The organism is Pseudomonas sp. NFACC14, from assembly GCF_900106885.1.
In the GTDB taxonomy this organism is placed as follows: Bacteria; Pseudomonadota; Gammaproteobacteria; order Pseudomonadales; family Pseudomonadaceae; genus Aquipseudomonas; species Aquipseudomonas fluorescens_AA.
In genome coordinates this window covers 1-13,313 of record NZ_FNOA01000034.1, presented here as the reverse complement: position 1 = coordinate 13,313, position 13,313 = coordinate 1, and the positions used below count along the sequence as shown (strand labels likewise).

At 59.7% G+C, this 13,313-nt stretch carries 10 protein-coding genes and 1 pseudogene; 8 read left to right on the top strand and 3 right to left on the bottom strand.

Annotation, left to right across the window (positions count from 1 at the left end; genetic code table 11):
• Positions 1-4: 4 nt before the first annotated feature.
• Both BLU85_RS28615 and BLU85_RS28610 read left to right on the top strand, forming a co-directional pair.
• On the top strand, positions 5-757 hold the full coding sequence (locus BLU85_RS28615; protein ID WP_092205178.1) for an SDR family oxidoreductase: 753 nt from the start codon (positions 5-7) through the stop codon (positions 755-757).
• Between the two features lie 178 nt (positions 758-935).
• A complete protein-coding gene (locus BLU85_RS28610; protein ID WP_092205179.1) occupies positions 936-1,607 on the top strand; it encodes a glutathione S-transferase family protein in 672 nt (223 codons plus the stop codon).
• Between the two features lie 20 nt (positions 1,608-1,627).
• Here BLU85_RS28610 and BLU85_RS28605 read toward each other — a convergent pair whose 3' ends face one another.
• Positions 1,628-2,674 (bottom strand): LacI family DNA-binding transcriptional regulator, encoded by a 1,047-nt coding sequence (locus tag BLU85_RS28605; protein ID WP_092205180.1) that lies wholly within the window; start codon positions 2,672-2,674, stop codon positions 1,628-1,630.
• A 206-nt stretch (positions 2,675-2,880) separates the two neighbouring features.
• Between BLU85_RS28605 and BLU85_RS28600 the strand changes: the two genes are divergently transcribed.
• From BLU85_RS28600 to BLU85_RS28590, 3 genes are all read left to right on the top strand, one after another.
• Entirely contained in the window at positions 2,881-5,139 is a 2,259-nt protein-coding gene (locus BLU85_RS28600; protein ID WP_092205181.1) for a TonB-dependent receptor, read from the top strand.
• 39 nt (positions 5,140-5,178) lie between these two features.
• Positions 5,179-6,513 carry an LLM class flavin-dependent oxidoreductase gene (locus BLU85_RS28595; RefSeq protein WP_092205182.1) on the top strand — a complete coding sequence of 445 codons (1,335 nt, stop codon included), beginning with the start codon at positions 5,179-5,181 and terminating at the stop codon, positions 6,511-6,513.
• A gap of 63 nt (positions 6,514-6,576) precedes the next feature.
• Positions 6,577-7,515 carry a sulfonate ABC transporter substrate-binding protein gene (locus BLU85_RS28590; protein WP_092205183.1) on the top strand — a complete coding sequence of 313 codons (939 nt, stop codon included), beginning with the start codon at positions 6,577-6,579 and terminating at the stop codon, positions 7,513-7,515.
• 87 nt (positions 7,516-7,602) lie between these two features.
• Here the strand turns inward: BLU85_RS28590 and BLU85_RS28585 are convergent, their stop codons facing one another.
• A complete protein-coding gene (locus tag BLU85_RS28585; protein WP_092205184.1) occupies positions 7,603-10,026 on the bottom strand; it encodes a glucose/quinate/shikimate family membrane-bound PQQ-dependent dehydrogenase in 2,424 nt (807 codons plus the stop codon).
• Positions 10,027-10,217: 191 nt separating this feature from the next.
• Here BLU85_RS28585 and BLU85_RS28580 point away from each other — a divergent pair, with 191 nt between their 5' ends.
• The gene (locus BLU85_RS28580; protein ID WP_092205185.1) at positions 10,218-11,777 is read left to right on the top strand and encodes a M10 family metallopeptidase C-terminal domain-containing protein; all 1,560 of its coding nucleotides are present in this window, start codon (positions 10,218-10,220) and stop codon (positions 11,775-11,777) included.
• Positions 11,778-11,800: 23 nt separating this feature from the next.
• On the opposite strand, the gene BLU85_RS28575 is transcribed toward BLU85_RS28580, so the two are convergent.
• Complete coding sequence (locus BLU85_RS28575; protein WP_256572905.1) at positions 11,801-11,971, bottom strand: hypothetical protein; 171 nt, start codon at positions 11,969-11,971, stop codon at positions 11,801-11,803.
• A gap of 227 nt (positions 11,972-12,198) precedes the next feature.
• Between BLU85_RS28575 and BLU85_RS30965 the strand changes: the two are divergent.
• Together BLU85_RS30965 and BLU85_RS28565 are read left to right on the top strand one after the other, a co-directional pair.
• A pseudogene (locus BLU85_RS30965) lies at positions 12,199-12,345 on the top strand (isocitrate lyase/phosphoenolpyruvate mutase family protein); the annotation flags it as partial.
• A gap of 306 nt (positions 12,346-12,651) precedes the next feature.
• The coding region (locus BLU85_RS28565; RefSeq protein WP_139212818.1) for an NAD(P)/FAD-dependent oxidoreductase at positions 12,652-13,313 on the top strand (662 nt) is incomplete at its 3' end.

Sequence of the window (13,313 nt, the reverse complement as noted above, 5' to 3'; positions counted from 1 at the left end):
TCAAATGTCGCGCTTGCAAGGTAAACGTACGCTCATCACTGGCGGCACCAGTGGCATCGGGCTGGAAACGGCAAAGCAGTTCCTGGCGGAAGGTGCACGCGTGATCGTAACGGGCGTCAACCCCGATTCGATTGCAAAGGCCCAGGCCGAACTGGGCCCGGAAGTGCCGGTGCTGCGCGCCGACTCGGCCAGCGTTGCAGCACAAAAGGAGCTGGCACAAGTCATCAAGGAACACTACGGCCAACTCGACGTTGCCTTCCTCAATGCCGGCGTATCCGTCTGGCGGCCCATTGAAGAATGGACGGAAGACATGTTCGACCGCATTTTCGACATCAACGTCAAAGGGCCGTACTTCCTGATGCAGGCGCTGTTGCCGGTCTTCGCAAATCCTGCTTCCGTAGTGTTGACCACTTCCGTAAGCGCACATGCAGGCGCAGATCGCTCGTCCGTGTATGCCGCAACGAAGGCCGCATTGCTGAACATGTCGAAGACGCTCTCGACCGAATTGCTGGGCCGTGGCATCCGTGTCAACGCCGTGAGCCCCGGCCCCGTCGAGACTCCACTTTATGACAAGGCCGGTATTCCGGACGCTTATCGCGAGCAGATTAACAAAGCGATCGCGGCAACCATTCCGCTTGGCCGCTTCGGTACCTCCGACGAGGTGGCCAAAGCAGTGCTGTATCTGGCATCCGACGAGTCGCGCTGGACGGTCGGCTCTGAAATCGTCGTTGACGGCGGCCGCCTGCTGAACGGCTAAGCGCGCCGTTCAAGAGTTGCGCGAATGCAACATCGCCTGGGCTGAGTTAATCAGGTACTGAACGCCCGCCTCAGCACTCAGCGACGAACGAGTCCAATCCAGACTGTGCGAACAGCGGTACGTGGGAAACTTCTGCCGCTGTTTCCGCTTGATAAACCCTCCAGAGCCACTAAAAGCAATGAACGCTCTTACGCTAATAAGCCACCCACTATGCCCATTCGTACAGCGCGCCGCGATTGTGCTTCTTGAAAAGGGCATCCAGTTCGATCGGATAGATGTCGATTTATCAGCCAAGCCAGACTGGTTCCTGGCCGTTTCGCCAACCGGCAAGGTCCCAGTGCTCAAGGTGCGCCAGGACAATGCGCAAGATGCGATCCTATTCGAAAGCATGGTCATCTGCGAGTACCTCGACGAAACCCAAGGCGGCGCGCCGATGTACCCCGTTGATGCGTTAGCTCGCGCACGGAATCGCGCATGGATCGAGTTCGCGTCGCAGACTCAAGCTGAAGCCTGGCAGTTTCTCCACGCTCGTGACTCTGCGACCGCAGATGCCAAGCGCACCGCATTTCGCGAACGGCTCGGCAAACTGGAGTCAGAAATAGGCGTGGGGCCGTTCTTCGATGGCTCAGCCTTTGGAATGGTTGATGCGGTTTATGCCCCGCTTTTCCGTTACTTCGAGAGTATCGACGCAACTGCAGCACACCAGATTTTCGACGGCCTTCCGCGCATTTCAGCTTGGCGTGAGGCACTTGAGGCGCGCGCCAGCGTAAGGGATGCCGTTGTCGAAGACTATGCCGATCGATTCCAAACGCATCTGCGCCAACAAGGAGCGCTGATCGCTGCCGCTTAACCGAAGCGATAAAAATCCATTCACGCACTCTCACGCTCGATCAACCGACACCCCAGCAGATTCAATCGCGAGACCTCATCCTCTACCGGCAGGCGACCGAGACTCTCCAACACCCGTGTGGCGGCCAACACGCCGATTTCCAGCGCAGGGGGCTTGATGGTGCTCAGGCTCGGCAACAGCATTTCGGCAAAGGGATAATCGCCAAAGCCGAACACCGCGCACTCCTCCGGGATTTTCAGCCCTGCCCGTTGCCCGGCTAACAAGCCACCGGCAGCAAGGTTATCGTTGGCGAAAATGATCGCGTCGGGGCGCTGGGCCTCGCGCATCAATGCATCCATGGCTTGCTTGCCAGCCTCGAACGGTGCCCGGCCAGCGTCCGGCGTGAACACCCAAGGCTCCAGTTCCAGCGCCAGCAACGTCGCGGCATAGCCATCGCAGCGCTCCTGCGCGCTGAGGTCTCCCACCATGCTGTTCTGCACAAAAGCGATGCGTCGATAACCCTTGCCGTGCAGATAACGAACAGCTGTCACACCGACTTCATAGTGGGAAAAACCGATCTGCACCGGGTCACGTTCAGGTTGGTAATCCCAGGTTTCAATCACCGGAATGTCCGCCTCCGCGATCATCTTTTCGGTGCCGGCGCTGTGGTAGTGGCTGGTCAGCACCAGCGCCGCCGGTGACCAGCCAAGGAACGCCCGAACCGCGTTTTCCTCCTGTTCCAGGGAGAAATAACTCGACGCCAGCAGCGCCTGATAACCGTGCAGGCTGAGGGTGTCGCTGAAGCCTTGAAGGGTATTGGCGAAGATTGGCCCGGAGATGTTCGGGATCACCATCGCCACGATCTTGCCCCGCGCCGATGCCAGCCCACCAGCCACCAGATTCGGCACATAACCCAGCTCATTGACCGCCGCGGCGATCCTTTCGCGACGCTCGGGTGAGACCTGCTCCGGCTGGTTGAAATAGCGCGAGACCGTGATAGCGGAAACGCCGGCGTGCTTGGCCACCGTGCTCAGCGTCACGCGTCCGGCGCCGCGGCGTTTGCGTCCGGGGGGCTTCTCGATACTCAACTGGAACTCCTTTTTAGCCTTAAATTACATATAAATATAATTTTTTATTATTTTACGATCTATACCTGATCTCTCAATACTGCTGATGTTAGCGCTACCGAAGCATGTTGTCTGCTACTCGCTCGAGCGAATGCCCCAAGACAAATTCAAGGCGCCGTGGCTAAAGGCCAGCGGCGGTTCAGGGCAACTTCCAAGCAGGCACAACGATGCATTACATTCTTGGGGAACAACAGAAACTGGCGCGGTCGATACGCGCCGCCACGCCACGCCAGCAGCATTTGGGCCTGTTACTGGCTGGGCTCACAGCGTTGCCACTGCCCTACGCCGTTGCCGCGGACAGTACCGCGGCCGCCCAGGTTCAACCGCTGACCCTGGAGGCAGTCACCGTCACTGCCACCCGCCGCGAAGAATCCCTGCAGAAAGTCCCGGTGGCGGTTTCGGTGGTAGACGGCGAACAGCTGGAGCGTGACAACCGCAACGGCGTCGCCAGTATCGTCCAACAGGTGCCGTCGCTGAATTTCCGTACTGGCGCGTCGAACAAAGACACCTCGCTGTTCATCCGCGGGGTCGGGACCATTTCCACCTCCCCCGGCGTCGAACCAACGGTGGCGACAGTGATCGACGGCGTGGTTTACGGCCGTCCTGGCCAGGCAACCCTTGACCTTCTCGATCTGGAGCGCATCGAAGTGCTGCGCGGCCCGCAGGGCACGCTGTTCGGCAAGAACGCCTCGGCCGGGGTCCTGAACATCGTGACCAAGGCGCCCGACAGCGAGACCCACGGCTACATCGACCAGTCGTACTACAGCGGCAATGAAAGCCGCACCCGCTTCGGCATCGGCGGCAGCCTGATTCCAGAGACCCTGACCGGTTCCGTCACCACGCTGTTCGGCAGTTACGATGGGAATGTCGACAACGAACACAACGGTCATGAAGTCAACGGCTACAACCGCAAGGGCGTGCGCGGCAAACTGGCATTCACGCCCAACGACGACGTCACCTTCACCCTTGCGGCCGACTACATGCAGTCCCACGACGATGCGCCCAATGGAGTGGTTACCAAGGCCCTGACGCCAGCGTTCGCCAATGCCTTGAACCCGGTGCGGGCCAGCGGCGATAACCGTGACATCAACACCGACACCCGCAGCCACGTGGAAGACGTCAACAAGGGCTTGTCCGGCCAGCTCGACTGGAACCTCGGCGACTACACCCTGACATCCATCACCGCCTGGCGCGGCTGGGACAACACCCAATACCAGGACGGCGACCGTCTCGGCACCGTCACTGCCGCCTTTCCCGGCACCGCCGACAAGGGCGAGCTGGATTACAACCAATACTCCCAGGAACTGCGCCTGGCCTCACCCAAGGGCCAGTTTCTCGAATACGTAGGCGGCCTGTTCTACATGCACGCCAAGGACGAGGAAACCTACCGACGCACGTTGACCACCGTCAGCACCACCAATCGTGGCGTCGCCGACTACAGCACCACCAGCGACAGCTATGCGGTGTTCGGCGAAAGCACCCTTAATTTCACTTCGGACTTTCGTGGCATCGCCGGCCTGCGCTGGACTCACGACGACCTGGAATACGATCACCGCCGTGTTTCCACCTCGACCACTGCGGTCAGCGGCATTCAGCCGGGCACCAACAGTTCCGGCTCGGTGGACGAAGACGGCTGGTCCGGTCGGCTCGGCGTTCAGTATGACTTGAGCGACGCGGTCACGACCTACCTGACCTATTCGCGAGGTTATAAAGGCCCGGCCTACAACGTGTTCTTCAACATGCAACCACGCGATACCGAAGCGCTGAAACCGGAAACGTCCAACACCTGGGAAGTCGGCATCAAGGCGACCTCATGGAACAATCGCCTGACCACCAATCTGGCGGTGTTCCACAGCGACTACGACAACTACCAGGCAAACTTTTTCGACACCGTCGCAGGTCAAGTGGTGACGCGTTTGATCAATGCTGGCAGCGTCAGTACCGAAGGTGTCGAACTGGATTACACCCTGCAGGCGACCCAACAACTCAAGTTATCCGGCGCCCTTGCCTACACCCGCGCCAGGATCGACGCGTTCGCCTGCCCGGCGGGCGCGGCGGCTTCGTGCAACGTCAACGGCAAGCCGCTGCCGTACAGCCCGGACTGGAAAAGTTACGTGCGCGCCGACTACAGCATTCCGCTGGACAACGGTCTGGATATTGAACTGGGGACCGACTACAGCTGGCAGAGCGAGGTGCAGTACGACATCAGCCAGAACCCGGATACCAGACAGGGCGCCTACGGCATCTGGAATGCCAGCATTGCCCTGGCCGATTACAACGAAGGCTGGCGCGTAGCGCTGTTGGGCAAGAACCTCGTCGACAAGTCCTACTCACCGCTGCTGGCCAGTGGAGGCAACTACATCTACCGGGCTGTGCCCCGGGACGACGAGCGCTATTTCGGTGTGCAAGTGCGCAAGGATTTTTGAGCCGTTGCGCACGCTCGACGATTGATCAAGGAACTGGCTATGACCCACACAACCCGCCAACTCAAACTGGGCGCTTTTCTGATGGCCACCGGGCACCACGTCGCGGCATGGCGCCATCCACAGGTTCCGGCCAACGCCGGGCTGGATTTCAAGCATTACAAACATCTGGCCCAGATCGCTGAAGCAGCCAGATTCGATGCCTTGTTTGTCGCCGACAGCGTCGCCGCGGCGACGGGTGAAGCAGCCAGCCGCATGGCGCGCTCGGATCATTTCGAGCCGTTGACCCTGCTAGCGGCCCTGAGCGCAGTCACCGAGCGAATCGGACTGATCGCGACCGCCACGACGAGCTACAACGAGCCCTACCATGTGGCGCGTAAATTCGCCTCCCTGGATCACCTGTCCGGCGGCCGCGCAGGCTGGAATCTGGTGACGTCCGACGCGGCCGCGGAAGCGGCGAATTTCGGCCGCGAAGAACACATCGGTCACGCCGAGCGCTACCGTCGCGCCCGGGAATTTCACCAAGTCGTCACCGGCCTCTGGGACAGCTGGGAAGATGACGCTTTCATCCGAGACAAGGTTTCGGGTCAGTACTACGCCCCAGGCAAGCGGCATCTCCTGGATCACAGCGGCGAACACTTCAAAGTCAAAGGTCCGCTGAACGTCGCCCGCTCCCCACAAGGCCAGCCGGTAGTCGTCCAGGCCGGCGCTTCACAAACCGGTCGGGAGCTGGCAGCGCAAACCGCTGAAGTGGTGTTTACCGCGCAGACATCAATGACCAATGCCCAGGCTTTTTATGCCGATTTGAAGGGCCGCCTGGAAGCGTTCGGACGCAATCCTGACTCGCTGAAAATCATGCCGGGGGTGTTTGTCGTGGTCGGAGAAACACAAGCGCAAGCCTGGGAGAAGTTCGAAGAACTCCAGGCGCTGGTCGAGCCCGAAGTCGGCATCGCCCTGCTTGGGCGCATGCTGGGCAACTTCGATTTATCCGGTTACCCGCCGGACGGCCCGTTGCCTGAGCTCCCGCTGACCGATAACGGCCAGCAAAGCCGACAGCAACTGCTGACCGACCTGGCCGGCTCGGAAAACCTCAGCCTGGCGCAATTGGGTCGCAGAATCGCCGGCGGCCGTGGGCATTACAGCCTGATCGGCACACCGGGACAAATTGCCGATGAATTGCAGAACTGGTTCGAAAGCGACGCGGCGGACGGTTTCAACGTGTTGGTCCCCCACCTGCCCGGTGGGCTGGAAGACTTCGCGCAGCAGGTGGTGCCCGAACTGCAAAGGCGTGGGCTGTTTCGCCGTGAATACGAGGGCCGGACCCTACGGGAAAACCTGGGACTGGCGCGCCCGGGCAACCGCTTCGTCTCAACCTGACAAGCCACTTTTCCAATGCCGGGAACGGCCTCTACGGTTCCGGCACAGCAAAGAGAGACGACGATGAATGTTCTGAAAAAAATTTGTGCAGGTCTTGCCCTGCTCGGCCTGACCCACATCGCCGCCGCGGCGGACCCCGCGACGCTGAGGATCGGCTACCAGAAGGGCTCGATCGCCCTGGTACTGGCCAAGGAACACGGCCTCCTGGAAAAACGCTTCGGACAGACCGCCGTCAAGTGGATCGAATTTCCAGCCGGGCCGCAGATGCTCGAAGCACTGAACATCGGCGCGCTGGATGTCGCCTCCACGGGCGACATTCCACCGCTGTTCGCCCAGGCCGCCGGCGCCGACCTGGTGTACATCGGCGCCGAGCCGGCCAAACCCCAGGCCGAAACCATCCTGGTGCGCGGTGACAGCCCACTGCACGACATTGCCCAGCTCAAAGGCAAGAAAGTTGCCTTCCAGAAAGGCTCCAGTTCACACAACCTGATCCTGCGCGCCTTGAACAAGGCGGGTCTGAGTTACAAAGACATACAGCCGATCTACCTGCCTCCCGCAGACGCACGCGCGGCATTCGAACAAGGCAGCGTCGATGCCTGGGCGATCTGGGAACCCTACGCGTCACTGGCCCTGAGCCAAAGCGGCGGTCGCGTACTCGCCAATGGCGAAGGATTGGGCCTGTCCGGCCCGGTCTACACCGCCCGGCGCGACTATGCCCAAAGCCACGGTGCGTTCCTCCATGCACTGCTTGATGAGTTGACCGCAGCCGAAGCCCTGACTCGCAGCCAACGGGAGGCAAGCCTTCGAGTGCTGACTCAATCCATGGGGTTGCCCGAAGCCGTGGTCGCTCGTTACGTGGATAATCGGCCGCCGTCACCCGTGCTGCCCATTGATGAAAAAATCATCGAGGCGCAGCAGGCCACAACAGATCTGTTTTATGCCAACAAACTGTTGCCTAAACGGCTGGACGTGAAGGATGCGGTCTGGACGCCGGCAAACTGAGGCTGACCTGGCGCGGTCAACGCGCCAGGTTCCGGATCGCCGTGTCGAATCAGGCCGCCTGCCCGTAGGGCAAGCATATTGGCCGCTTCAAGGCAGGCTATAGGCTATGACCCAATCTCCTCGGTCCGGGGACTGACGAGCACCACCGGCGGTGATGACGACGTACTGTTTTCCAGACTTCGGCGACACGTAAGTCATCGGGCCTCCTTGGCTACCCACTGGCAAACGGGCTTTCCAGATTTCCCCACCGTCAAAGCTGTTGAAAGCGCGCAGGTAGAAATCCTGGGTACCAGCAATAAACACCAGGCCACCTTGCGTCGACAGCGTGCCACCAAGGGTTGGCAGACCCACCTTGATCGGAAGGTGCATACGGATCCCAAGGGGACCGGTGTCTTCGACGGTGCCGACCGGGACTTGCCAGGCAACCTTACGAGTCTTCATGTCGATGGCGGTCAGGGTGCCGAATGGCGGCGCCTGGCATGGAATGCCTGCAACCGACAGGAAGCGGTTTTTGTTGACCGCATAAGGCGTGCCTTTTAGCGGAACAGCCCCCATGCCTGTGTTCAGCGCTTCGCCAGCGGACGCACCGGTAGGCCGTGCTTTAGGTGCCTCTGCTGGGGCCCCGATCATCTGGATCCACAGGCCCAGGCGCATGTCGTTGACGAAGATGAAGCCATGCACTGGGTCAGTAGAGATGCCGCCCCAGTTCATGCCGCCCAGCGAACCCGGGAAGCTCAGCGATTTGTCGGTGCCCGGCGCTGTAAAAAGGCCCTCGTAACGCATGGACTTGAAGTCGATACGGCATAGCAACTGATCGTAAGGCGTCGCGCCCCACATATCCGACTCGGTCAGATGCTGGGCACCGATCTGTGGCATGCCGACGGATTTTGGCTGGGTCGGCGAGTACGGTTCGTTCGGAATGTCGCCCGGCCTGACGGGTACTTCACTGACTTCAGTCAGCGGCTTGCCGGTAGCGCGATCGAGGACGAAAATCTGCCCGGCCTTGGTCCCGATCACCACCGCAGGAACAGTTTTGCCGTCTGCTTGCGGGAAATCGATCAGGCTCGGTTGCATCGGCAAATCGAAATCCCAGAGATCGTTGTGCACGGTCTGATAGACCCACTTCTCATCACCGCTGGTGGCATCCAGCGCCAGCAGTGAGGCGCCGTACTTGTGGTTCAACTCGGTACGTTCAACACCGTAGATGTCGGTGGACGAACTGCCCATTGGCAGGAACACCGTGTTGGTTGCCGGATCGTAAGACATCGGCGCCCAACTGTTCGGGGTGCTGCGTACATAGGTACTGTTGTCAGCTGGCGCGGTTTTGCTTTGCGGATTGCCCGGGTCGAACGCCCAACGCATTTGGCCGCTGATCACATCAAAACCACGAATCACGCCGCCTGGCATGTCGGTTTGAACGTTGTCGGCAACGCGGCCGCCAACCACCACCGTGGTACCGGCCATTAGCGGCGCCGAGGATAATTGATAGTAGCTGTCCGGCACATTGCCCAGACCGGCTTTGAGATCAACCTGGCCATTGGTGCCGAAACCCTGGCAGAACTCGCCTGTGTCAGCATCGACGGCAATCAGGCGCGCATCGATGGTATTCGTCAGCACACGACGCTGGCAGTTGGCGCCGGCAGGAATGCTGACCGGTGTGATTGGCGAGCGGGTCGCCTGGGCGACTGGCTGGGTAGCGTCAAAATAGGCGAGGCCACGGCAACGCTGCCAGACTTTCGACTGCGCGTTGATCGCGTTCTTCCACAACTCTTTACCGGTGTCGGCATCGAGGGCGATCAGGTTGTTGTGGGGTGTGCAGATGAACACCTTGTTACCAATCTGCAGTGGCGTCAGCTGGTCTTCGGCGCCATTACCATCGCTCTCGGCAATATCGCCGGTGTGATAAGTCCACGCGACCTTCAACTTGTCGACGTTGTTGCGATTGATCTGATCCAGCGCGGCGAAACGACTGCCACCCTCGGTGTTGCCGTAGTGCGCCCAATCCTTTTGAGCTTTGGCCGGGTCGACCGGCGTCACGCCTGGGCCATCACCTGTCGGGGCGACGCTTGGATGAGCCACGAACATGTTGCCCGCCGAGACGGCGAGCACCACGGCCAACACGCCCGCCAGGCCATAGGCTCCGCGGCCCGAAGCTGCACCGCTGGCACGCTTGAGCTGTGGATACACCAACGCCACTGCCAAGCCGATTACGCCAAACATGAACAGGCGCGAGAACAATGGCCAGAACACTAGCCCGACATCCACAAACGCCCAGATTGCCGTACCGAGGAGAAACGCCCCGAACCACCACGCACCGGCCGGTTTTCGGCAAGCGATCAACACGCCTGAAACGACCATGGCAAGGCCACCGATCAGGAAGTACCACGACCCTCCTAAACTAAGCAACTTCACCCCGCCAACAGCCAGCGCAAGGCCGAGCATGGTGATGATCACGCCTAATCCAATCAAAATGATTGCCGAGACCCTTGATAGGTGCTGTGCATGCTTCATATACAAACCTTCACTGAAATGAAGTGAATATTATATAGGTAGCTAACTACTTATTGGTGCCTTACGTCGGCGCCGTCACCTCCAGGTGCATCTGGCGGTTGACTTGATGCCTGTGCACCAAGCCCTGGCCTGGCGAACTAATGGTCCTAGGCTAGAGTCAATGCTTCTGGATATTTTTAGAGGATGGAGCAATGGCCACTAGCTACAGCGCCCCTGGGATCATGATCGTCGATATCAACGGATACGCCGATAACGCCTACGACATGGTCATACAGCCCGACGGCTCAGTATTGGTCGCCGGTCTCTCCTACCACGCGCTCGACCTTGACTACGGCCAAGACTTTTCCTTGGCCCATCTCAACGCCGATGGCAGCGTGGATTCGACCTACGGCAATGCTGGGCGGCTGGTGATTCATAAGCAAATCCCCCTCGAAAAGGACTATAGCCTTCGCGTCCAGACTGACGGGGCGGTGGTGGCGGCCCACGAAGGGCACGATAACACCCCCATCGTCCAGCGTTGGGGCCCGGATGGTAAAGCCGATACCATGTTCAACACCAATGCCCAGGCCAGCCTGTCCAGCGGGTTCGGCCACGCACCGATAGTCGAAGTCAACTCTGACGGCAGTGTGCTGGTAGGGGCCGTCGAGGGCAGCACGCTGAGAGTGACGCAGCTGCATGCCGACGGCACACAAGATCTCTCCTTCGGCACAAACGGAATCCTGACATTGCAGGCCCCTGGAACGCTTGATTTCGTGCTAGGCCTCACCTCCCTGGCGGACGGCGGCATACTCGTCCAAGGTGCGCCGAACTTTCATAACAGCTTGCTCAAATACACAGCTGGTGGAGAACTGGACCCCCACTTTGGCGTCAATGGCATCATGGAGATCGATGTTGGCAGCTACGGCGGCGGTGTGGCGGTGCAGGACGATGGAAAAATACTGCTATCCAACACGACCTCTTTCGATGACTTCACCGTGCTGCGTTTCAACGCCGATGGCAGCCCCGACGTCAGTTTCGGCAACCAAGGTTCGGTCAGTATTAATCTGCCTGGCGATTACGCCGCAGGCAAAGCAATAGCGGTGCAGGACGATGGCAAGATTCTGCTCGGAGGAAGCGCTTTCGCCAATGGCGGCAGTGATTTTGCTGCGGTTCGGCTAAACGCCGATGGCAGTCTGGACAGCACTTTCGGCAGCACGGACGGCAACACCCACTTGGTGGGTTCGTCCGGCAGCGATGTGTTGGAAGGCTTGGGTACCGATGAAATCCTGCGAGGCCTGGCAGGTGACGATGTGCTGCAAGGCAATCTCGGACGCGACTTGCTCTCCGGCGGTGCGGGAAACGACGTATTCCGCTATGCCAGCGTGACAGACAGCTTTCGCACCGCTGACAGCAGTGGCAGTGACCGCATACTCGATTTCAATCCTGCCGAGGATCGCATCGACCTCAGTGCCCTGGGTTTCACCGGGATCGGGAACGGATACGACGGCACCTTGTTGATTGGAAATAACGCAGACGATACCCGCACCTATCTGAAAAGCTTCGAGGCCAATGCCGACGGCCAACGCTTCGAGCTGGTGCTCGATGGAAACTTTGCCGGACAACTCGACGACAGCAACCTGATGTTCAGCACGGCGAGCGTCGCCCGTTCCAGCGTCGATAATGCTGCGCTCCCCGGGGATCTTTCCGCGCCTGAACCTGTGGAGCTGACGCTGATAGGCACCGTAGATCCCCATACTTATAACGTGGTCTGATCGGGTTGCGCGGCGCTGTGTGCTTACCGTATCTGGTACAGCACAGCAGCCCCTGGCTTGGGCTCGAAAGCCGGCACGGTGCGCTGCTCAAGTGGCATGCCCTTGGCGTCCCAAACCAAGGTGTCCGATGGATACTCGTCCTTGCGGGTCATGGCGTCGATCTGCTTGGCGATCACCTCCGAGCTTGCAGGCACCTCGGGGTTCCATTCGAATACGCCAACTCTGCCGTAGAACACAGCCAGCGCGTTGGCGTCGAGGCGACGATCGCTCCCTCGGGCCTTGCGTTTTTACTCCACCCATTCCCGAAGCGGCATGCTACGTCACGGATGCCCCATACTTAAGCAACGTGCATTGCACAACCGGCCCTTAACACACCGCCCCTCGCCATTAAAAGCATACCTTCCAAAGGAATTGGAGTGTCATGACTGCACTGGACAGCGCTTTTCACAATCTGCATCAGAACGGACTGCGGGTCTTGGCCAACGTGGCCAACGTGGGCGATGCGGGCGATGCGCGCACCGTCGAGCGCCTGGGCGGCAAGGCGATTGCCGCGAAGATGCCATGGTCACCCTTAAGCAACCGGTTCTGCAGCGGTCGGCAGCCATGTACTTGTTCAACAGCTGATGGTGCAAGGTTCTTTTACGACCCGGTCAGGCCTTGCAAGCGCGAGATAAATATCAAGACCCTCCTGGATAAAGTTTTCGCAGATTTCAAATTACTGTATCCGCCCCGTCGAGGCTGATCCTACGGAAGAGGCATTCAAAGCAATGAACTTCAGCGCAGAAATCATTTGCTCCAATCCCGAAAGATTCTGCAAGCACCAGAGAAGGCGGCAACCGCTCATTACATCTCCCCTCCAAGTCAGGAATTTTCGATGCAACGCGAATACATGGAATTCGATGTGGTCATTGTCGGCGCCGGCCCCGCTGGCCTGTCTGCCGCTTGCCGACTGAAACAGAAGGCCGCCGAAGCCGGTAAGGAAATCAGCGTCTGCGTGGTCGAAAAAGGTTCCGAAGTCGGTGCCCACATCCTCTCCGGCGCGGTGTTCGAGCCCCGCGCCCTGAACGAACTGTTCCCGGACTGGAAAGAACTCGGCGCGCCGCTGAATACGCCTGTCAAACGCGATGACATTTATGTCCTGAGAAACGCCGAGGCCGCGAGCAAAATCCCTGACTTCTTCGTGCCCAAGACCATGCACAACGAAGGCAACTATATTATTTCCCTGGGCAACCTGTGCCGCTGGCTGGCCCAGCAGGCCGAGAACCTGGGTGTGGAAATCTACCCGGGCTTCGCCGCCCAGGAAGCGCTGTTCGACGAAAACGGCGTGGTGCGCGGAATCATCACCGGCGACCTGGGTGTCGACCGCGAAGGCAAGCCGAAGGAAGGCCTCTACACCCCCGGCATGGAATTGCGTGGCAAATACACGCTGTTCGCCGAAGGCTGCCGTGGTCACATCGGCAAGCAGTTGATCAAGCGCTTCAACCTGGACAGCGAGGCCGACGCCCAGCACTACGGCATCGGCCTGAAGGAAATCTG

Excerpts from the sequence above, each read along its gene's own strand:
- BLU85_RS28615 (WP_092205178.1), top strand. The coding sequence starts at position 5 with ATGTCGCGCTTGCAAGGTAAACGTACGCTCATCACTGGCGGCACCAGT.
- BLU85_RS28610 (WP_092205179.1), top strand. The coding sequence starts at position 936 with ATGAACGCTCTTACGCTAATAAGCCACCCACTATGCCCATTCGTACAG.
- BLU85_RS28600 (WP_092205181.1), top strand. The coding sequence starts at position 2,881 with ATGCATTACATTCTTGGGGAACAACAGAAACTGGCGCGGTCGATACGC.
- BLU85_RS28595 (WP_092205182.1), top strand. The coding sequence starts at position 5,179 with ATGACCCACACAACCCGCCAACTCAAACTGGGCGCTTTTCTGATGGCC.
- BLU85_RS28590 (WP_092205183.1), top strand. The coding sequence starts at position 6,577 with ATGAATGTTCTGAAAAAAATTTGTGCAGGTCTTGCCCTGCTCGGCCTG.
- BLU85_RS28585 (WP_092205184.1), bottom strand. The coding sequence starts at position 10,026 with ATGAAGCATGCACAGCACCTATCAAGGGTCTCGGCAATCATTTTGATT.
- BLU85_RS28580 (WP_092205185.1), top strand. The coding sequence starts at position 10,218 with ATGGCCACTAGCTACAGCGCCCCTGGGATCATGATCGTCGATATCAAC.